The organism is Pseudoduganella namucuonensis (assembly GCF_900116645.1).
Lineage (GTDB): Bacteria > Pseudomonadota > Gammaproteobacteria > Burkholderiales > Burkholderiaceae_D > Rugamonas > Rugamonas namucuonensis.
Map to the genome: position 1 here is coordinate 189,993 of NZ_FPBO01000008.1, position 19,679 is coordinate 209,671.

At 68.2% G+C, this 19,679-nt stretch carries 11 protein-coding genes; 6 read left to right on the plus strand and 5 right to left on the minus strand.

The window, feature by feature from the left end:
* Positions 1–328 precede the first annotated feature (328 nt).
* The 6 genes from BM436_RS11270 (at position 329) to BM436_RS11295 (ending at position 11,982) form a co-directional block, all read left to right on the plus strand.
* Positions 329–2,911 (plus strand): TonB-dependent receptor plug domain-containing protein, encoded by a 2,583-nt coding sequence (locus BM436_RS11270; RefSeq protein ID WP_093555612.1) that lies wholly within the window; start codon positions 329–331, stop codon positions 2,909–2,911.
* A 190-nt stretch (positions 2,912–3,101) separates the two neighbouring features.
* Positions 3,102–6,080 (plus strand): TonB-dependent receptor, encoded by a 2,979-nt coding sequence (locus BM436_RS11275; protein ID WP_093555613.1) that lies wholly within the window; start codon positions 3,102–3,104, stop codon positions 6,078–6,080.
* Between the two features lie 85 nt (positions 6,081–6,165).
* Positions 6,166–6,906, plus strand: a complete 741-nt coding sequence (locus tag BM436_RS11280) for a substrate-binding periplasmic protein (protein WP_093555614.1) — start codon at positions 6,166–6,168, stop codon at positions 6,904–6,906.
* A 148-nt stretch (positions 6,907–7,054) separates the two neighbouring features.
* Positions 7,055–7,714 carry a response regulator gene (locus BM436_RS11285; protein WP_177307134.1) on the plus strand — a complete coding sequence of 220 codons (660 nt, stop codon included), beginning with the start codon at positions 7,055–7,057 and terminating at the stop codon, positions 7,712–7,714.
* Between the two features lie 225 nt (positions 7,715–7,939).
* Entirely contained in the window at positions 7,940–10,300 is a 2,361-nt protein-coding gene (locus BM436_RS11290) for an EAL domain-containing protein (protein WP_093555616.1), read from the plus strand.
* Between the two features lie 11 nt (positions 10,301–10,311).
* Entirely contained in the window at positions 10,312–11,982 is a 1,671-nt protein-coding gene (locus BM436_RS11295) for a methyl-accepting chemotaxis protein (RefSeq protein ID WP_093555617.1), read from the plus strand.
* Here the strand turns inward: BM436_RS11295 and BM436_RS11300 are convergent.
* The 5 genes from BM436_RS11300 to BM436_RS11320 all read right to left on the minus strand — a co-directional run bounded on the left by BM436_RS11300 (position 11,929) and on the right by BM436_RS11320 (position 19,598).
* A complete protein-coding gene (locus BM436_RS11300) occupies positions 11,929–13,761 on the minus strand; it encodes a glycoside hydrolase family 28 protein (protein ID WP_229489999.1) in 1,833 nt (610 codons plus the stop codon). The genes BM436_RS11295 and BM436_RS11300 overlap by 54 nt on opposite strands.
* Positions 13,758–15,152 (minus strand): glycoside hydrolase family 88/105 protein, encoded by a 1,395-nt coding sequence (locus BM436_RS11305; protein WP_229490011.1) that lies wholly within the window; start codon positions 15,150–15,152, stop codon positions 13,758–13,760. Before BM436_RS11305 ends, BM436_RS11300 begins: the two co-directional genes overlap by 4 nt.
* A gap of 1 nt (position 15,153) precedes the next feature.
* Entirely contained in the window at positions 15,154–16,770 is a 1,617-nt protein-coding gene (locus BM436_RS11310) for a glycoside hydrolase family 43 protein (protein WP_093555620.1), read from the minus strand.
* Positions 16,771–16,797: 27 nt separating this feature from the next.
* A complete protein-coding gene (locus tag BM436_RS38680) occupies positions 16,798–17,001 on the minus strand; it encodes a TonB-dependent receptor (protein ID WP_093555621.1) in 204 nt (67 codons plus the stop codon).
* A gap of 80 nt (positions 17,002–17,081) precedes the next feature.
* Positions 17,082–19,598, minus strand: coding sequence for a TonB-dependent receptor plug domain-containing protein (locus BM436_RS11320; protein ID WP_093555622.1), 2,517 nt, complete (start codon positions 19,596–19,598; stop codon positions 17,082–17,084).
* Positions 19,599–19,679: the final 81 nt, after the last annotated feature.

Here is a 19,679-nt window from a genome sequence, read left to right on the forward strand (position 1 = left end):
CCCGTAAGTTTTTGTATATCCGCCTGAATTCGGCGGTTATGTAATATTACTACGAGAAAAATGCAAGAAATGCACTGTAGCTGAAATATTTATGAAAGGCGAAAAAAAAAGTGCCATCGGGAAGATGGCACTTTGCTGTTGGCGAGGCGGAACCTACTAATGTAATCGATAAATCGACTGCTAATTACAATTTTCGCGACGAATGTTGTATTCCCTCAGCCCTACCCGGAAATCATGGACGCATGACAATGTTACATATACATTCATCCGCTGTGACTATCACAAGTAGTCTACGTCCCAAAAAAAACCGATACATGAGAGAAGATCCATGAAGAAAAGTTTTCCGCTTGCCGTATTGATGTTGTCCGCCAGTCCCTTCATCCTCGCGCAGGAAGTCAAACCGGCAAGCGAGGCCGCCAGGCCGGCCGCCGAAGCTCCCGCCGACGACATCCAGAAGGTGGTGATCGTCTCCACCGGCAGCCGTGGCGCGCAGCGCACCATGGTGGACACGGCCGTGCCCATCGACATCCTCAGTTCGAAAGACCTGGCCAAGACCGGCCAGGCCACGCTCGACAAGGCCATGCAGTTCACCGTCCCGTCGTTCAACACCGTGCAGACCCCGGTCAACGACGCCACTTCGCTGCTCGATCCCTACGAGATCCGTAACATGGGTCCCAGCCGCGTGCTGATCCTGATCAATGGCAAGCGCAAGAACTCCAGCTCCCTGATCTACACCCAGACCTCCCCAGGCCGCGGCGAAAGCGGTTCCGACATTTCCGCCATCCCGACCGACGCCATCAAGCGCATCGAGGTGCTGCGCGACGGCGCGTCCGCCCAATACGGCTCGGACGCCATCGCCGGCGTGGTCAACATCATCCTGAAGGACAACGCCGAGGGCGGCTCCGTCACGGCGCGCGGCGGCATCACCCACGAGCGCGACGGCGAGATGGGCGGCCTGAGCCTGAACCACGGCGTGGCGCTGGGCGACCGCGGCTTCGTCAACTACACGGTGGACGTGTCCAAGACCAAGCTGTCCAACCGTCCGGGCGTGGTCAACGCGCAGGGCGAGGCGGGCGACTTCAAGGGCCTGACCGACGTCTACAGTGAATTCCTGCAGAACAAGGTGCGGCCCTTCCTGGCGCTCAAGCCTGACGCGGGCAACATTAACGGTTCGCCCGCCACCGACTCGTACAAGGCGCTGGTCAACTCGCGCTACGAGCTGAGCGACGGCGTCAGCATCTACGGCAACGCCGCCTACGTGCGCAAGGAAATCGACAGTTTCGCCAACTACCGCACCCCGTACTGGCGTCCGACCGACTACGGCCTGCTGCATCCGGCCGGCACGCCCTACATCGGCTACGTGCCCGGCTTCAACGGCACGCTGGACGACTACAACGCCACCGGCGGCGTCAAGTTCGAAGTCGCGGGCTGGAGCACTGACGTCAGCCTGACCTACGGCGGCAACGAGCAAAGCTATGGCGTGACCAATTCGGTCAACCGCGGTTTGCAGGAGGACTTCCTGGCCGGCAAGAGCAAGATCGCCTCGCCGACCAGCTTCGACGCCGGCGGCGTCAAGTTCGAACACTTCGTGCTGAACGGCGACATCAACAAGCAGATCACGCCGGCCGTCACCGCCTACGCGGGCACCGAACTGCGCCACGAGAAGTACAGCGTGCTGGCCGGCGACTTCGCCTCCTACACCCTGGGCGGCGCCGACTCCTACGCCGGCAACGCGCCCGAGAACTCCTTCCCGTCCTCGCGCTCGAACTACGGCGTATACGGCGGCGCGACCTGGGACATCAGCGACAAGCTGCTGGTCGACGGCACCGGCCGCTACGAGAAGTACACCGATTTCGGCAGCGCCTTCGTGTGGAAGGGTTCGACCCGCTGGAAGGCGAGCGACACCGTCACCGTGCGCGCCTCGGCCTCCACCGGCTTCCGCGCGCCGTCGCTGGCGCAGACCTTCACGCAAAAGGCGCAGTACTCCTTCGTGGCCGGTTCCGGCATCCAGGTCTCCGGCCTGGTCAACAACGTGTCCGCGCAAGCGGCGGCCCTGGATGTGCCCAAGCTGCAAGCCGAGAAGTCCAACAACTTCACGCTGGGCCTGGGCCTGAAGCCGGACAACAACACCAGCATCACGCTGGACTACTACCACATCAAGGTCAAGGACCGCATCGTGCTGGGCAAGGAGATCAAGCCCACCGGCAACGCCGACAACCCGCTGGACATCGTACTGGCGGCGGAGAAAATCGTCTCGGTCAGCTTTTTCGTGAATGCGCTGACCAGCGAAACCTCGGGCATCGACTACGTACTGTCGCGCAAAAACATCCCCTTCATGGACGGCAAGCTGACCCTGAACCTGTCGGGCAACTACTCGCTGAAAAACGAGCGCGTCGGCGCGGTGCAGAATCCTCCCAAGATCGCTGCCGCCGGCCAGTCGGTGCTCGATGAAACGCAGGAAGCGCTGATGTTCACCTCGCGTCCGAAGTTCAAGACCATCCTGGGCGGCGACCTGAACTACTCGAAGGTCAGCTACTCGCTGAACAACACGGTGTTCGGTCCGACCCACTTCCGCAACGCCGGCCTGGACAGCAACCTGGAAGTGAAGTTCAAGACCAAGACCGTGACCGACTTCGCGATGACCTACAACCTCACGCCGAGCACCACGCTGACCTTCAACGTGAACAACCTGCTCAACGTGACGCCGAGCTGGAGCTTCAAGGCCTTGAACTCCACCGGACAGGCCATCCTGGACGACAAGAAGGTCGACGCGGCGACCGGCCTGACCCAGGCCGACGTGCAGCGCAACCTGGTGACCTTCAACGGCCGCTACGCGATGGTGACCTACGACGGCTCGCATTTCAGCCAGCTGGGCCGCACTTTCGCCGCTTCCGTGAACTATCGCTTTTAACCGCGGTTAGCAGCGCAGCAGTACGAGAAAGCCGCCGTTGGGCGGCTTTTCTCTTTTCCGTAACACAAAAATCAACTCGCTGAGTGTTTATGACAACGTGAATCAGATGCCATCGAATGCGCATATGATCGCCCTACCCCGAAGAGGGCGCCGTATTTCCATTCGATAATAATTTGAGGGACTTCGTCATATGACTCGGCATCACAGCAATTTCCGGCATCCCACGTTCCAGGCCAAACCCATCGCGCTCGCCGTGCTGATGCTGGCCGCCATGCAAGCGCAGGCGCAGGAGGCCAAGGACGCCGCCGCCGACTCCGTGGTGGTCGTGACCGGCTTTCGCGCCAGCCTGAACAGCGCGCTGAACACCAAGAAGAACAGCGACGGCATCCTCGACGTCATCAAGGCCGAGGACATCGCCAAATTCCCCGACGCCAACCTGGCCGAATCGCTGCAGCGCGTGCCCGGCGTGTCGCTCACCCGCGGCGACGGCGGCGAGGGCAAGCAGATCACCGTGCGCGGCCTGAACGCGGGCTTCACGCGCGTGCGCATCAACGGCATCGAGGGCGTGACCGCCACCGGCGCCTCCGACATCAACGGCAGCACCAACCGCGGCCGCGGCTTCGACTTTTCCGTGTTCGCCTCCGAACTGTTCAACAGCCTGGAGGTGCGCAAGACCTCGGAGGCGGCGGTGGAGGAGGGCTCGCTGGGCGCCACCGTGGACCTGCGCACCGCGCGCCCGTTCGACTTCAAGGGCGAGACCTTCAGCCTGGGCGGCCAGGGCTCGTGGAACTCGCTGTCGCGCAAGGCCGAGCCGCGCGTCACCGCGCTGTACTCGAACCGCTGGGACAGCGGCATCGGCAAGCTGGGCGCGCTGGTGTCGATCGCGCATTCGCGCCGCACGATACAGGAGGAGGGCTACGAGGCGGTCGAGCTGCTGAGCGCCAGCGCGGACGGCGGCTTTTGCTCGCCGGCCGGCTACGCGCCGCAGAACCCCGGCAACAGCGCCGTCAAGGGCATCGACGCGGCCAACTGCGGCTTCGGCGTGCCGCGCACCTCCAGCGCCGCCGCCTACGCCGACGTGATGGGCCGCACCGACAACTACGGCGGCACGGTGGCTTCGCCGGCCGCCGGCTCGGGCGCCTTCGCGCCGCGCATTCCGCGCTACCGCCGCTCGCTGACCAACTACGAGCGCACCGGCGTGACCGGCTCGCTGCAATGGCGCCCCGGTTCGGCCACGGAGCTGAACCTGGACCTGCTGGGCGGGAAGTTCGACAACAAGCGCTACGACAACTACATCAGCGCGATCTCCTTCGGCCGCAGCCTGGCGCAGTCCAACGGCAAGCCGCAGTCGTCCATCGTGGACGCCCACTTCGACGGCAACGGCAGCTGGGACTACGGCAAGTTCAACGCGGTGGACATCCGCACCGAGGGCCTGCTGGACAAGTATTCCACGCTGTTCAAGCAGCACGTGATCTCGGGCCGCCACGACTTCAGCGACCGCTTCAAGGTCGACTTCCTGAGCGGCGTGTCGAACTCGGACCTTGACGAGCCGATGCGCGCCACCGTGCAGTTCGACACGCCCAACGTGAACGGCTTCTCCTACGACTTCCGCCAGAACCGCAACGTGCCGACGCTGAACTTCGGCATGGACGTGTCCAACCCCAACTTGTTCACCTTCGCGCCGCAGGAGGCGGACGGCACCTTCCACGGCCAGTTCGTGGGCCGCTACCTGCACACCAAGAACAAGCTGAAGACCAACGCCGTCAACGCCAGCTTCGAGTTGAACGACAACCTGACGCTGCGCGGCGGCCTGTCCAAGCGCGGCAACACCTGGACCAACGTGGAGATCGGCTCCGGCGGCAACGGCCTGCGCCTGCCTGCCGGCGTCACCATGGACAGCATCTCGCGCCAGATCGGCGGCTTCGGGCGCGGCCTGGGCGGCAGCGGCGTGGCCACCTCGTGGTCGGCGGTGGACCTGGACAAGTTCCTCAAGGTGTACGACATCGAATGCCACTGCGCGGCGGTGCCGGGCTCGGAATACAACCTGCTGAACCAGGCCAACCGCGGCGTGGAGGAATCGATCAACGCGCTGTACGCGTCGGCCGACTTCAAGTACGACGTCGGCCCCATCCCCATCCGCGGCAACGTGGGCGTGCGCGGCGCGGAGACCGAGGCCACCTCGTTCGCGCTGCTGAACGCCAACGGCGCGCTGACGCCGGCCACCATCAGCCACAAGTACCGCGACTGGCTGCCGGCGCTGAACGTGACGGCGCAGCTGCCGCAAGACGTGCTGCTGCGCTTCTCGGCCGGCAAGACGCTGTCGCGCCCGGAGTACACCGACCTGGCGCCGTCGACCACCTTGTCCTCGCAAAGCCAGACCGTCAGCATCGGCAACCCGACGCTGGACCCGATCCGCGCCCGCACCTATGACCTGCAGGCCGAGTGGTACTACGCCAAGAACGCGATGATCTCGGCCGGCTTCTTCCGCAAGGAGATCAACACCTTCATCCAGGGCGTGTCGGAGCGGGCGGTGTTCTCCTCGCTGGGGCTGCCGGATTCCATCCTGCTGGGCGGCGGCTGCAGCATCACCGGCGGCACGCCGGCCTGCGCCACCCTGCCGGGAACGACGGTGGTGGTGAACCGCAAGGTCAACACGCCGGGCGGACCGCTGAACGGCTACGAGCTGAACCTGCAGGCGCCGTTCAGCTTCCTGCCCGGCGCGTGGAGCAACTTCGGCGCGTTGGCCAACTACACCTACGTGAAGTCGAAGATCAGCTACATCACGCGGGTGGACAATCCGAACACGGCGGCCAACGAGCTGCTGAGCCAGACCGCCAACTTCACCGGCCTGTCGCCGCGCGCCTACAACATGACCCTGTACTACGAGGATCCGAAGTTCAGCGCGCGCGTCTCGGCGGCGCACCGCTCGGCCTACCTGCTGAACGTGCTGGGCGACGTGGCGGGGCACGACTACACGGTGGTCGACGGCTCCACCAACGTGGACTTCAGCGTGTCCTACAACCTCACGCCGAAGCTGCGCCTGAGCTTCGAGGGCCAGAACCTGACCGACGTGCCGCTGCGCTACGGCCGCGACTCGCAACGCAACGACACGCTGCTGTACGTGCATTCGGGCCGCTCCTTCGTGGTGGGACTGTCGTACAAGTACTAAGGCGGTCTCGCGGCCTTGCGGGCTAGCTTGCTTCCTCAAAGGAACAATGCTAGCCTGCAAGGGTTAAAACGCAAGCGAGTGTCTCATGGGCAAGCTCCGCGCCCTTCTGTTGTGCCTGGCGGTGTGCTGCGCCCCGCACGCGGCGGCGGCCGAATTCATCCTGTATGCCTACCACCTGAAGCCGCCCTACATCGTGGACCGCGACAAGGAGGTGGGCATCTATTACGACCTGGCCCGCCTGCTGACGGACCGCATCCCCGGCCACACCTTCAAGACCGTCTACCTGCCGCGCCGCCGGCTCGAGCACGACCTGCAACTGGGCCGGCTGCGCGGCATGGTGGTCGGCGTGCACCCGTCCTGGTTCAAGGACGAGTCGCGCACCCGCTACCTGTGGTCGCCGTCCTTCCTGCACGACAACGACGTCGTGGTCTCGCCCGCCGCGAAGCCACTCCGCTACGACGGGCCGGAATCGCTGGTGGGCCGGCACGTCGGCCTGTCGATGGGCTATTACTACTTCGGCGTCGACGAGCTGATACGCGCCGGCAGGCTGGAGCGCGACGACGCCATCAACGAGGAAACCTCGCTCGACAAGCTGGCGCGCGGCCGCGTGGACGCCGCCATCGTCACGCGCCGCACGCTCGACTACCTGGTGCGCCGCCGGCCGGAATGGAGGAACCAGTTCCACGCCGCCCGCGTGCCGCACGACTCCTACGACCGCATGCTGCTGATCCCGCGCGAGTTCGCCGCCATCCTGCCCGACCTGAACGCGGTGCTGGGGCCGATCGCCCACGACAGCGAGTGGCTCAAACTGATCAGCCGCTACTGATCGCCGCATCCCCCTGGAACGCACCCCCTTGGTGCGGCGCGGGCACCGTCCGGGGGCTGGCCGCGCCGCCGCCGGCCCGCGCGCGCGGGAACACACTGTTTTTCCCGGTGGCATGGACCTTGCATCTACGAAACACAAAGGAGATACCATGGACACTGGAACGGCAAGGATACGTTTGCTGTTGTTGGACAGCCACGAGGTGGTGCGCACCGCGCTGCGCCATCTGCTGGAGGCCCGGGGCTATGACATCGTCGGCGCGTGCGGGAATCTCGAACAGGGGCTGGCGCTGGCGCAGCGGCTCAAGCCGGACATCGTGCTGATGGAATCGCAGTTCCCGTCCGGCGACGCGGTGCGGGCCTGCCGCCACATCCGCGCCGCCTCGCCGTGCACGCGCGTGGTGTTCCTGACGTCGCTGAAGGACGACACCATGCGGGTGGACGGCATCATGGCCGGCGCCGACGGCTATCTGCACAAGGGCGCCAAGGTGGAGGAGCTGGCGCGCACCATCACGGCGGTGGCGCGCGGCACGCCCGCCATCGACGCCGACACCATCCAGATCCTGCGCGACAAGTCCAGCGCCGCCGGACGCGCGGCGGCGCCCGGCGCGGACACTGCGGAGATCGCCGAGCTCACGCCGCAGGAGCGCAAGATCCTGCCCTTGATCGCCGAGGGCCTCACCAACAAGCAGATCGGCGACGCGCTGGGCCTGAGCCACAAGACCGTGAAAAACCACCTGAGCAGCGTGTTCCAGAAGCTGCAGGTGACGCGCCGCGCCCAGCTGGCCGCCATCGTCGCCCGCCGCGCCTGACGGGGAAGGGCCGTATGGCCCGGGTCCAATAGCACTTCCGGGCCGGCGCCATCTCGCCACATACTGCTCAGCACTCTGCGCGCAGCCGGCAAGCATAAGCCGGCGCGTCGCGGCCAAGTGGAGAACTGGGGGAGACAGGGCGACAGACCGGACCGCGATGACGGGCCGGCGCGCCATTGCCGCTATCCACTGCCGACGATATGACCGACCTACAAGTGGATATCCATGGCAACGACAGCGATACCCGGCGCCGAGCCGGTGAAGGGGCGGGCCACGCCCGGCGCCAAGGTGGGCGCCGCCTACCTGCTGGTGTGCGCGCTGGCGGCGGGCAACCTGCTGCTGGCGCACGGCATGGTGCGCGAGCAGAACGGCGTGGCCGAATCGGTCAGCGTGGCCGGCAGGCTGCGCATGCTCAGCCAGAAGATCGCCTTCGAGACGGCTTACCACCGGCTCGCGCCGCCCGGCTGGCGCGAGCGCCTGCGCCAGTCGCGCGCCGACTACCAGGCCTCGCTGGACGCGCTGTCCGGCGGCGGCAGCGCCTTCGGCCACCGTCTGCGCCGCCCGTCGGCGGCGCTGGCTGAACGGCTGGCCGGGCTGCGCGTCGAGTGGCGGCTGTTCGGCGCCGACGTCGACCTTGCCACCGACCCCGCCGCCGCGGACGCCGCCGGCGCCCTGCACCGGGTGGCCGCCCGCGCCCCCGCGCTGCTGGAGCGCGCCGAGGGCGTGGTGGCGCGGATGGCGGCCGAGGCGGGCGCCTCGCAGGAGCGCGCGCTGCGCCAGATGTACGCCGTGCTGGCGGCCGACATGCTGCTGCTGGCGCTGGCCTGGCGGCTGACGCGCCGCAAGCTGGTGCGCGCCGCCGAATCCACCTTCCGCAGCCTCGCCGACAACTCCGTGGTGGGCGTCTACATCGCCGAGGACGCGCGCTTCCGCTTCGTCAATCCCAAGATGGCGGAGCTGTTCGGCTACGACCGCGCGGAGATGATGCGCTCGGTCGGCGTGTTCGACATCGTGCCCGAGGAGGCGCACGGCCTGGTGCTGCACCACATGCGGCGCCGCCTGAGCGGCGAGGTCAGCGAGGTGAGCTACGAGCGCCAGGCGCGCCGCAAGGACGGCACGCTGTTCGACATCGAGGTGTTCGGCTCGCGCATGGCGCTGGACGGCAAGGCCGTCACCATCGGCGTGATCCTGGACGTGAGCGAGCGCAAACGGGTCGAGCGCGCCGCGCTGCGCGCCGAGGAGGCCAACCGGGCCTACGCCCGGCAGCTGGAGTACAACGCCAACCACGACGCGCTGACCGGGCTGGCCAACCGCAACCTGCTGGGCGACCGGCTGCGCGGCGCGATCGCGGCGGCGCGCCGCAACGGCAAGATGGTGGCCGTGCTGCTGCACGACCTGGACAACTTCAAGGTCATCAACGACAGCCTGGGCCACGCGGCCGGCGACCTGCTGCTGGCCAACGTGGCGCGCTGCATGAACGAGGCGGTGCGCGAGAGCGACACCGTGGCGCGCCTGGGCGGCGACGAGTTCGTGATCGTGATGCCGGACGTGGCGCGGCCCGAGGACGCGGTGGCGGTGGCGGAAAAGCTGCTGCAGGTGCTGTCCCAGCCCTTCGTCATCGAGGGCCAGAAGGTGTATGTGCGCACCAGCATCGGCATCAGCCTGTACCCGCGCGACGGCGCCGACGAGCAGACCCTGATGAAGAACGTGGACCTGGCGATGTACCGCGCCAAGCAGCAGGGGCGCGGCCGCCTGAGCTTCTACACGGAGGAGATGAACTCGGCCAACCGCGCGCGCCAGCGCATGGAGGTGGAGCTGCACAACGCGCTGGAGCGGGGCGAGTTCCTGCTGCACTACCAGCCCAAGCTGGACACGCGCGGCGGCCGCGTCACGGGCGCCGAGGCGCTGCTGCGCTGGCAGCATCCGCGCCGCGGCATGGTGGGCCCGGCCGATTTCATCCCGCTGGCCGAGGAGACCGGGCTGATCACGCTGATCGGCGCCTGGGTGCTGCGCGAGGCCTGCCGCCAGACCCGCTGCTGGCAGCTGGCCGGGTTGCCCGGCCTGAGCATGGCCGTCAACCTGTCCGCCTGCCAGCTGCAGCGCGACGAACTGCTGCCGCTGGTGCGCGAGGTGCTGCGCGAGTCCGGTCTGGCGCCGGAGTGCCTGGAGCTGGAGATCACGGAGACCGCCATCATGCGCGACGCCGAGGAGGCCGTGCCGCTGCTGGTGGAATTGAAGGCGGTGGGCGTGCGGCTGTCGCTGGACGATTTCGGCACCGGCTACTCGTCGCTGAACTACCTGCGCCGCTTCCCGCTGGACAGCCTGAAGATAGACCGCACCTTCGTCTCCGAGATCCACTCCGGCATGAACGAGGGCACCATCATCACGGCCATGATCGCGATGGCGCGCGGCATGAAGCTGCGCGTGATCGCCGAGGGCGTGGAATCGGAGGAGCAGGCCGAGTTCCTGCGCGCCCACGATTGCCACGAGCTGCAGGGCTACCACATCGGCCGGCCGATGCCGGCGGCGGCGCTCGAGGCGCTGCTGCGCGCGCAGCGCGCCGCCTTCGAATTGACAGCATCATGACAGGGGGACGTATGCGTTGGGGGACATGGACGGTGGGCCGGCGGCTGGCGGCGGGATTTGGATTGCTGCTCGTGGTGATGGTGGCGCTGGCCGCCGTCGGCGTCGCCAGCCTGTCGCGCGTGGGGGAGATCAACGCCCGCCTGGTGGAGCGCGACTGGGCCAAGGCCGACGCCGCCGGCGTGGTCAGCCTGCTGACGCGCGAGAACGCGCGCTACACGCTGCAGCTGTTCATCGCGGCGCCGGACGAGCGGTCCGCCATCCTGGCGCGCATCGACGGCAACAAGGCGCGCATCGGCGCCGCGCTCGACAGCCTGGACAGGCTGGTCTACATGGAGCGCGGCCGGAGCATGCTGGCCGGCATACGCGAGGCCCGCGCGCGCTATGTGCGCTCGTTCACCGCCGCCGCCGCGCTGCTGGCGGCCGGCGCCAGGGAGCCGGCCGCCGCCCTGATGCGCGGCGAGACGCTGCCCTTGCTGGACGCGCTGCAGGAGCGGGTGCTGGAATTCGCCGAGCTGCAGCGCCAGGCCGCGCTGGAGGGCGGCGCGGCGGTGCGGCAGGGCATCGAGCAGGCCAGGGCCACGCTGCTGGCGGGCGCCGCCGCCGGCGTGCTGCTGGGCGTGGCGGCGGCCTGCGCCATCGTGCGCGGCCTGACGCGCCAGCTCGGCGGCGAACCGGCCCACGCCTCGGCCATCGCCGGCCACGTGGCGGCGGGCGACCTGTCGGTGGCGATCGCGCTGCGCCCCGGCGACCAGGCCAGCCTGATGCACGCGCTGGCGGCCATGCGCGACAAGCTGGCGCGCCTGGTGGACGGCGTGCGCGGCGGCACCGAGGCCATGGCCGGCGCGGCGGCGCAGTTCGCCGCCGGCAATGTGGACCTGTCCGGGCGCACCGAACAGCAGGCCGGCTCGCTGCGGGAAACGGCGGCCGCGCTGGCGCAGCTGGCGGCCACCGTCGCGGCCAACGCGGAGCACGCCGGCCATGCCAGCGGCCTGGCGCGGGACGCCGCCCGCGCCGCCGACGAGGGCGCCGCCGCGGTGGGCCACGTGGCCGACGGCATGGCGCGCATCGACGCCACCTCGCGCCGCATCGGCGAGATCCTGGGCGTGATCGACGGCATCGCCTTCCAGACCAACATCCTGGCCCTGAACGCGGCGGTGGAGGCGGCGCGGGCCGGCGAGCAGGGGCGCGGCTTCGCGGTGGTGGCGGGCGAGGTGCGGCAACTGGCGCAGCGCTCGGCGGCGGCGGCCAGGGACATCAAGGACCTGATCGGCGTGTCGGTGGCGCAGGTGGCCGAAGGCACGCGACTGGCGGACCACGCCGGCGAGGCCATGCGCGGCATGATGGACGGGATCGGCCGCGTGGCCGGCATCATGGGCGAGATCGCCCGCGCCAGCGGCGAGCAGGCGGCCGGCATCGCGCAGGTGAACCAGGCGGTCGGCCGGATGGACGCGCTGACGCGGCAGAACGCCGCGCTGGTGGAGGAGGCGGCCGCCGCGGCGGCCTCTCTGCGCGACCAGGCCGCCCGGCTCGCCGACGACGCCGCCGTGTTCAAGCTGGCCGGCCCGGCGCCCGCGCGGCGCCCGGAACCGGGCCGCGTCCCCGCGTCCGCCCCGGTCCCGCGCGGCGGCTTAGCCCGAGAGCGTGGCGTTGTGGCTGCGCTCCCCGATCTTCACGTTCGTTAGCGTGAGGCCCCGCACGTTGTGGATGAACCAGGGCTGGTCCGCGTTGCGCGGCGTGCCGAAATCGCAGTCGCGGATGCTGATGTCGGTCAGCGGCGGCACCGGCGCGCCGGCGGCGCCGTTGTAGCTGTGCGCCACCGGGCCCAGGATGACGAAGGCCTGGTAACTGGAATACGCGCCGTCCCCGGTCTTCACGTTGGAGACGCGGATATCCGAGATGTGCACGTCCGACACCCGCGGCGGGCGGGTGCGCACGTTGTCGAAGCCGGGCGTGTAGTCGCAGTCGATGGTGATCACCGCGCCGCCGCCGGAGGACACGGTCCTGGGCGGGATCGGCCCGCCCTCGATCGGCTTGTAGAAGCCCGCCTTGGTGCGCACGCCGTTCGGCAGCACCAGGTCGCGCACGTAAAAGTGGCGCAGGTAGCCGCCGCGGTTCATATTGGTCTTCATGCGCACCGCCGTGCCCAGGGGATCGCTGGCCCAGTGCATATTGCGGATCTCCAGGTGCTGGGCGTACACGTGCTCGATGCCGGCCGCCATTTCGCTGCCCAGCGTGATCGCGCCGTGGCCGCTGTTCATGACGCTGTTCTGGATCACCACGTCGCGGGTGGGGCCGTACTGCGTGTCCGTGCCCTTGCCGGCCTTGATGGCGATGCAGTCGTCGCCGGTGTTGAACAGGCAGCCATCCACCAGCACCGTCTCGCAGGATTCGGGGTCGAAGCCGTCGGAGTTCGGGCCCATGCTCTCCATCTTCACCTTCGAGAAGTGCACGTTGCGGCAGTTGACCGGGTGGTGCAGCCAGAACGGGCTGGCCAGCACCTGGTAGCCCCGCATCAGCACGTCGCTGCAGCCGACGAATTCGACCATGCAGGGACGCAGGAAGTGGCCCTTGCCGAACACCCGCTTGCCGATGGCCACGCGCGCCTCCGACAGCGCCGGCAGGAACTTCTCGTCGCTGCGCCAGTTGGGATTGGCGCCCTGTATCAGCGCCAGTTCGGCCTCCGGCAATTGCGGCGCCAGCGCGGAGAGCGAGGCGGCGTTGGCGGGATTGACCACGCCCTGGCGGGCGGTGGGGCTGGTGGCGTTCTTGCCGCTCCAGGCCCACCAGTTGTCGCCGCTGCCGTCCTCGAAGGTCACGCCGCCCTGGCCGTTCAGGGTGCTGGTCCAGTCCTCGCCGGTGAGGGCGATGTTGCGCTGGTTGTGGGCGTACACCAGCGGCGTGTAGTTCAGGCAGTCGTTGCCCTGCCAGCGCGACAGCGACAGCTTGCCGTTGGCGCCGCAGTCGTATTCGCCGTGCTTGGCGTAGTCCGCCGGATTGGCGCTGAAGCACACCTGCGCGTTCGCCGCCAGGTGCACGTGGACGTTGGACAGCAGCACGATGGGCCCCTTGCAGTACCAGTTCCCGGCCGGGATGACGACGCGCCCGCCGCCGGCCTTGCTGGCGGCGGCGATGGCGTCGCGGATGGCGGGGTGGCAGTCGTGCGAGCCGGGCGAGGGCGTCAGCAGCTCCGTGGGACCCTGCTCGCTGTCCAGGAAGCCCCTGGCCTTGCTCATCGCGCAGGGCTTGGCCCCGAACGTGGTGATCGCGTAGTCGCGTTTGGGGAAGGCCAGCGGCGTGGCGAATTTGCCGATGATGGCCTCGGCGCGCGTCCAGGGATCGGCCGCGGCCTTGGCGGCGGTGTCCGCCAGCGCCGACGCGCCGGGAGCCAGCAGCGCGGCCGCGCCGGCGCCCTTCAGCAGCGCGCGGCGCCGGGTGTCGATGGCTTGCATGGTCGTCCTCATGGTTTCTTGGGTCCGTAGTGGTAGGTCCGCACCTTGTCGGTGATGGCGATGTCCGGGTTGGTGACCAGCCGGATCATCTCCGCGCCGGCCAGCAGCATCGGGCCATAGCCGGCCATCGCGTTAACGCTGACCGGACGGTTGTAGTAGTAGACATGATCGTTGGCGAAGGTGGTGGCGACGCAGCCGCCCTCGATGCCGCCCTGCGCGTTGATGCGCGAGGACAGGCCCGCCCATCCCGCCTGGGCGATGGGGCCGTAGGTGGTGGGGCTGATCCACCCCTCGTTGACGGCGTGCGCGATGGCGTAGACGAACATGGCGCTGCCCGAGGTTTCCATGTAGGAGCGCTCGCGGTCCAGCATCTGGTGCCACAGGCCCTCCTCGGACTGCAGCTCGGCGATGCCGCGCAACGCGCGCCGGTGCTGCGCCAGCACGTCCTGGTAGCCGGGATGGTCCCTGGGCAGCACGTCCAGCAGGTCGGACAGGGCCAGCACGGCCCAGCCGTTGGCGCGGCCCCAGTGGAACCGCGGCGCGTCCGGGTTGTTGGCGTTCCAGCCGTGGGTGTACACGCCCAGTTGCGGGTTGAACAGGTAGCGCGACATGTTCAGCGCGTTCTTCACCGCGTCGTCGAAGTAGCGGCGCTCGCCGGTGAGGTGGCCCATCTCGGCCAGCGCCGGTATGCCCATGTACATGTCGTCCGCCCACACGGACCAGGCCTGCGGGCGGTTGCGCGCCAGCGTGCCGTCGGGCAGGCGTACCTGCTTGTTGGCCACCCAGTCGGCGCACACGGCGATGATGTGGGACAGGTCCGGCCCGATCTTCGCGAAGCGCGCGCGCACCATGGCCGCGCACATCGAGCCAGCGTCGTCCAGCGAATGCGGCGCCACGAAGCGCGCGAAGCTGTTGGCGCGGCCCAGCTTGAAGCGCTTTTCCTGCTCGCGGAAGTAGGGCAAGCGGTCGTTGAAGAAGTTCAGGTGGCGCTCGGTCATCGCGGTGAAACCCTGGTCGCCCGTGACGGCGCGCGCCTTGATCAGCCCCGCGTGCATCACGCCCATTTCGTAGTTCATGATGCCGAAGTCGTTGGGCGACGGCTCCACGATGGCGTGCGGTGACGGCGTGGAGAAGTCGGTGACGGGCTGGCCGGTGTTGCGGTCGACGACGCGGCTGGGCGTGGCCCGGTCGATGAAGGCGCGCACCTTGTGCAGGTCCGCCGTGATCTCGGCCACCACGGGCAGCTTGTAGGGCACCGGGTAGGTGCCTTCGAGCGGGTCGGACAGGTTCTTGTTGTCCGGATTGCGGTAGGGGCCCGCCGCCTGCGCCGCCTGCGCCACCTGGGCCACCTGCACCAGCGCCGGCAGCGCGGCCGCCGCCATCAGGCAAAGTATCCTCCTCATGTCAGCGGCTCACGCGGAAGTAGTCGGCGTCCAGGTGGCCGGTGGCGGGCTGGCCGCCGTCGCCCACGCTGAACAGGCCCATTTGCGCGCCCACCCAGTGTCCCTTGGTGGCCGCGAACGGCGCGCCGGCCGGCGTGAACTGCTTGCCGTCCACGCTGTAGTGGAATTGGGCCTGGGCGCCGTCCGCCATGGTCATGCGCAGGGATAGCGCCGCCGGGGCCTTGGGCAGGACCACCGTGCTTTGCTCCTTGCAGCGCGGCGCGAACGGCGTGCAGGTGGTGTAGACCAGCTGCAGGTCCCCGCCCTGCTTGCGCAGGCCCAGCCAGGCGTAGCTCATGGCGTTCAGGATCAGGCCCGCCCGGTCGCCGTCGGCGGCGTCGCGCAGCTCGACGCGGGTGTCGACGGTGAAGGCGGAGGCGGGCAGCTTCTGGCCCAGGATGTTGGGCGCGGCACGCAGGAAGTCCCTGGATTCGGGGAATGCCTGCGTGTTCAGGCGCAGGTGGCCGGGGCGCGCCGACAGCGAGTGCCAGCCCTGTTGCGGGTTGGCGTTCCACTGCCATTGAGGCCCCAGCGCCTGGCCGCTGAATTCATCGCTGGTGGCCGGCACGGCGACGGGCTGGCCGGCGACGGGCTTGCGATAGGTGGACACCGGGTTGCCGGTGCCCGCTTTCGGGCCGGCCTGGCCGATCACGGGCCAGTCGTCCGCCCATGTCATGGGCTGCAGGTGCACCACGCGGCCGTAGGCCTTGCGGTCCTGGAAGTGCAGGAACCAGTCCTTGCCGTCCTGCGCGCGCACCCATGCGCCCTGGTGCGGTCCGTTGACGGACGTGTCGCCCTTTTCCATGACGATGCGGTCCTCGTACGGCCCCACGATGGAGCGCGAACGGAACACCGATTGCCAGCCTTCCTCGACGCCGCCGGCCGGCGCGAACACATAGTAGTAGCCGTTGTGCTTGTAGAACTTGGGCCCTTCCAGCGTCTTGTAGCCGGGCAGCTTGTGGCCGTCGATGACGACCTTGCCCTGGCCGTCCTTGTCCAGCAGGCGCTTGCCGTCGGGGGACATGGCGCGCAGCGTGAGGATGTTGTTGAAGCCGGAGCGGCTCTTGGCCCAGCCGTGCAGCAAATACGCCTTGCCGTCGTCGTCCCACATGGGCGTCGGGTCGATGATGCCTTTGCCGGGCAGCAGCAGGTGGGGCTCGCTCCACGGGCCGGTGAAGCGCTCGGCGGTGAGCACGTAGATGCCGTGGTCCGGATCGGGATAGAAGATCCAGAACTTGCCGTCGTGGTGGCGCAGGCAGGGCGCCCACACGCCGCCGCCGTGGCGCGGCACGTTGAAGTGCGCGGCCGGCGGCAGCTTGGGCAGGGCGTGGCCCACCAGTTCCCAGTTCACCATGTCCTTCGATTGCAGCAGCGGCAGGCCGGGGGCGCTGTTGAAGCTGGATGAGGTCATGTAGTAGGTGTCGCCGACGCGCACCGCGTCCGGGTCCGAGTAGTCGGCGTTCAGCACCGGGTTCTGGTAGGAACCGTTGCCCAGGTCCGCGACCCAGGGTTCGGCGGCCTGGCTGGCCGCCATCGGCAGCAGCGCCGCCAGCAATGCAGTGAGGGTATGGTTTCGCATGGCTCTTCGCATGGTTGGAACGAATGGTTAGAACGAATAGTTGACGCGCGCGCTGTAGGCGCGGCCGATCGGCTTCGACACATTCTGCGCGAACACCACGCGCGAGCCCAGGCGCTGGTTCGACAGCGGCGGGTCCTTGTCCAGCAGGTTGTTGATGCCGAAGGTGACCTTCAGCTTGTCCGACACCGAGTAGTTGCTGGTCAGGTTGTACAGGATGGTGGGCTCGATCACGTTGAAGTAGGGCTGGCCCGGCTTCTGGGTCGGCAGCGCGTTGGTGTCCTCGTAGTCCGAGGTGTAGGCCTGGGTCAGTGTCAGGCCGAACTGCTTGTGGCTCCACGAGGCGCGCAGGTTGTGCTCCAGCGGTACACATAGGTGTTGGCCGAGGTGGCGCCGGTGGCCAGCGCGCCGGGCTTGCCCACGCTGTCCACCCAGGTGCCGCCCGCCTCGTTCTGGCCCTCGTAGCTGTCCACGTAGGTGCCGTCCAGGCTCACGCCGAACTTGCCGTAGCCGGTGGTCGGCCAGGTGTAGCTGATGCTGGTGTCGATGCCGCTGGTGCGCAGGCCGCCCATGTTCAGGCGCGTCTTGACGATGTAGTCCAGCGTGCCGTCGGCGTTGCGCACGAACAGGTCGGCGTAGTTGCCCAGGTTGGCGAAGATGGTGTCCTCGGAGATCTGCGCGATGGTGCCCTTCATGTTGATCGACCACACGTCGAACGACAGCACCATGTTCTTCACCGGCGACAGCACGATGCCGGCCGTGAGGGTGCGCGCCTTCTCGGGCTGCAGCTCGGGGTTGGCGCCGGTCAGTGTCACCAGGTTGGTGTTGCAGACCTTGGCCGGGTCCATGCCCGCGTAGCGCGGATCGGTGGACAGGCTGCCGGTGCCGGGGATGGACGGCGTGGCGCTCGGGCACAGCAGCGGATCGTCCCACTTGCCGGTGGACGGGGTGCGGGTGCGCGGCGTGCCGTACAGCTCAGGCAGCGTCGGCGCGCGGAAGCCGGTGCTGGCGGTGCCGCGCACCATGACCTCCTGCGCCGGCTGCCAGCGCACGCTCAGCTTGGGGTTGACGGTGCCGCCGAAATCGCTGAAATGGTCGGCGCGCACGGCGCCGGTCAAGGTCAGTTGCCTGGTGATCGGCGCGTCGGCCTCCAGGTACAGGCCGGCCACGGTGCGCGAGCCGGTCGGATAGGCGCCCGGCGTGCCGGACACCTTGTACACCACCTCGTTGGCGACGGCGTCGGTGCCGTCGCGGTAGGTTTCCTTGTGCCAGTCGCCGCCGACGGCCAGCACCAGCGGGCCGCCGGCCAGTTCCATCATCGGACGGCTCGCGTTGAAGTCCGGGCCGTAGTACTTGACGCGCGCGGTGCGGTAGGTGATGCCGTCGCGGCTGATGCTGTCCAGGTAGGCGTCGCCGGCCGCGTCCTGCGGTCCGAAGGGATTGAGGGTGCCGTTGGCCACGCCCTTGTAGATGCCCTCGGTGCTGAAGAAGCCGCTCTTCCAGGTGACGGCGCGCTTGCTCTGCGCGGCGGTCAGGCCCACCTTGTAGTCCCAGCCCATGAATTCGCCCTGGTCCGCGACGGCCAGGCGGTGGGTGTTCTGGCGGTCGTCGGTGACGGCGGGGCCCACCTCGTCCATGCTCCAGGTCAGCGCCAGGTCCTGGCCGGTGACGCCCGCCACGGCGGGCACGCCGCCGCTGCCGCCGGGGTAGTACTTGCTGGCCTTGGTGATGAACAGCGGCTTGCGCAGGCCGGGGTTGTACTTGTCGTAGTCGGTCTGCGCGCCGAAGATCTGCGGCGGGTTGAGCGCGTCGATGTAGGACTCGGTGGTGAGCAGTTCCACCGTCAGCAGCTTGTCGTCCCCGTGGCGCAGGGATGCCTTGGAAAACAGCGTGGCCTGCATGTTATCCGGCAGCAGCTGCGGGTACAGGTCCGGGTCCAGGATGCAGGTCTTGCTGCCGGCGCCGGAGGCCTTGGTGGAGGCGATCGCGTATTGGCTGTCGTAGGGCGCCTTGCAGCCGGCCGCGAAGTAGGGGTTGCCGGTGGTGGTGGTGGCCTTGCCGTTCTGGTACACGGTGAAGTTGGCCGGCGAGGACGAGGAGCCCGAGGTGTTCGAGGAGAAGGGATTGCCGCCCAGTTGCGCGATCAGGGTCGGATCGCTGATGTTGGGGCGGTCCTTCTGCAGCAGCGAGGAGCGCTTTTGCACGTCCAGCGAGGCGTAGACGTTCCAGCCCTGTTCGCGCAGGTCGCCCCAGCCGCTGACGATGCTGACGCGCCGCTGGTCGCCGCCGCCGTGGCGTTCCGGCTGCACGACGGCGCCGGTGACGGTGGTGCCCGTGTGGCTGCGCTTGGTGATGAAGTTGACCACGCCGGCGATGGCGTCGGTGCCGTAGATGGAGGAGGCGCCGTCGCGCAGCACTTCCACGCGCTCGACCGCGCTCATGGGGATCACGTCGACGTTGATGGAGCTGTCGCCGATGGCCTCGTTGGGCAGGCGGCGGCCATTGAGCAGCACCAGCGTGCGGTTGGTGTTCAGGCCGCGCATATTGATCATGGTGCCCGAGCCGCCGCCGCCCACCGGTTCGTTGGTGGAGCCGACGGTGAGCGAGGTGGCCACCTCGGACATCGTGGTCAGCCCGCGCGCGACCAGTTCCTCGGCCTTGATGGTGGTGAGCGGCAGGGCGTTCTCCGTCGCCACCCGGCGGATGGAGGAACCCGTGACTTCCACGCGGGTCATGTTGTCGTCGTTCCGCTGGGCGGCGGCGGTGTTCACGAACGTGAGCACGGCGATGGCGATGGCGGACAGGGCCATCCGCGGGACGGTACTTTTCATGCGGTCTCCTGGTTCTTATGCGATGCTGGTCTGATCAATATTTCCTTCTGGTCAGGCCGATGATTATTTGGCCTGACCAAT

Bases quoted from the DNA above. Each gene is read 5' to 3' on its own strand.
- BM436_RS11310 (WP_093555620.1), bottom strand. From the start codon at position 16,770: ATGCGAAACCATACCCTCACTGCATTGCTGGCGGCGCTGCTGCCGATG.
- BM436_RS11290 (WP_093555616.1), top strand. From the start codon at position 7,940: ATGGCAACGACAGCGATACCCGGCGCCGAGCCGGTGAAGGGGCGGGCC.
- BM436_RS11320 (WP_093555622.1), bottom strand. From the start codon at position 19,598: ATGAAAAGTACCGTCCCGCGGATGGCCCTGTCCGCCATCGCCATCGCC.
- BM436_RS11305 (WP_229490011.1), bottom strand. From the start codon at position 15,152: ATGAGGAGGATACTTTGCCTGATGGCGGCGGCCGCGCTGCCGGCGCTG.
- BM436_RS11300 (WP_229489999.1), bottom strand. From the start codon at position 13,761: ATGAGGACGACCATGCAAGCCATCGACACCCGGCGCCGCGCGCTGCTG.
- BM436_RS11270 (WP_093555612.1), top strand. From the start codon at position 329: ATGAAGAAAAGTTTTCCGCTTGCCGTATTGATGTTGTCCGCCAGTCCC.
- BM436_RS11275 (WP_093555613.1), top strand. From the start codon at position 3,102: ATGACTCGGCATCACAGCAATTTCCGGCATCCCACGTTCCAGGCCAAA.
- BM436_RS11295 (WP_093555617.1), top strand. From the start codon at position 10,312: ATGCGTTGGGGGACATGGACGGTGGGCCGGCGGCTGGCGGCGGGATTT.
- BM436_RS11285 (WP_177307134.1), top strand. From the start codon at position 7,055: ATGGACACTGGAACGGCAAGGATACGTTTGCTGTTGTTGGACAGCCAC.
- BM436_RS11280 (WP_093555614.1), top strand. From the start codon at position 6,166: ATGGGCAAGCTCCGCGCCCTTCTGTTGTGCCTGGCGGTGTGCTGCGCC.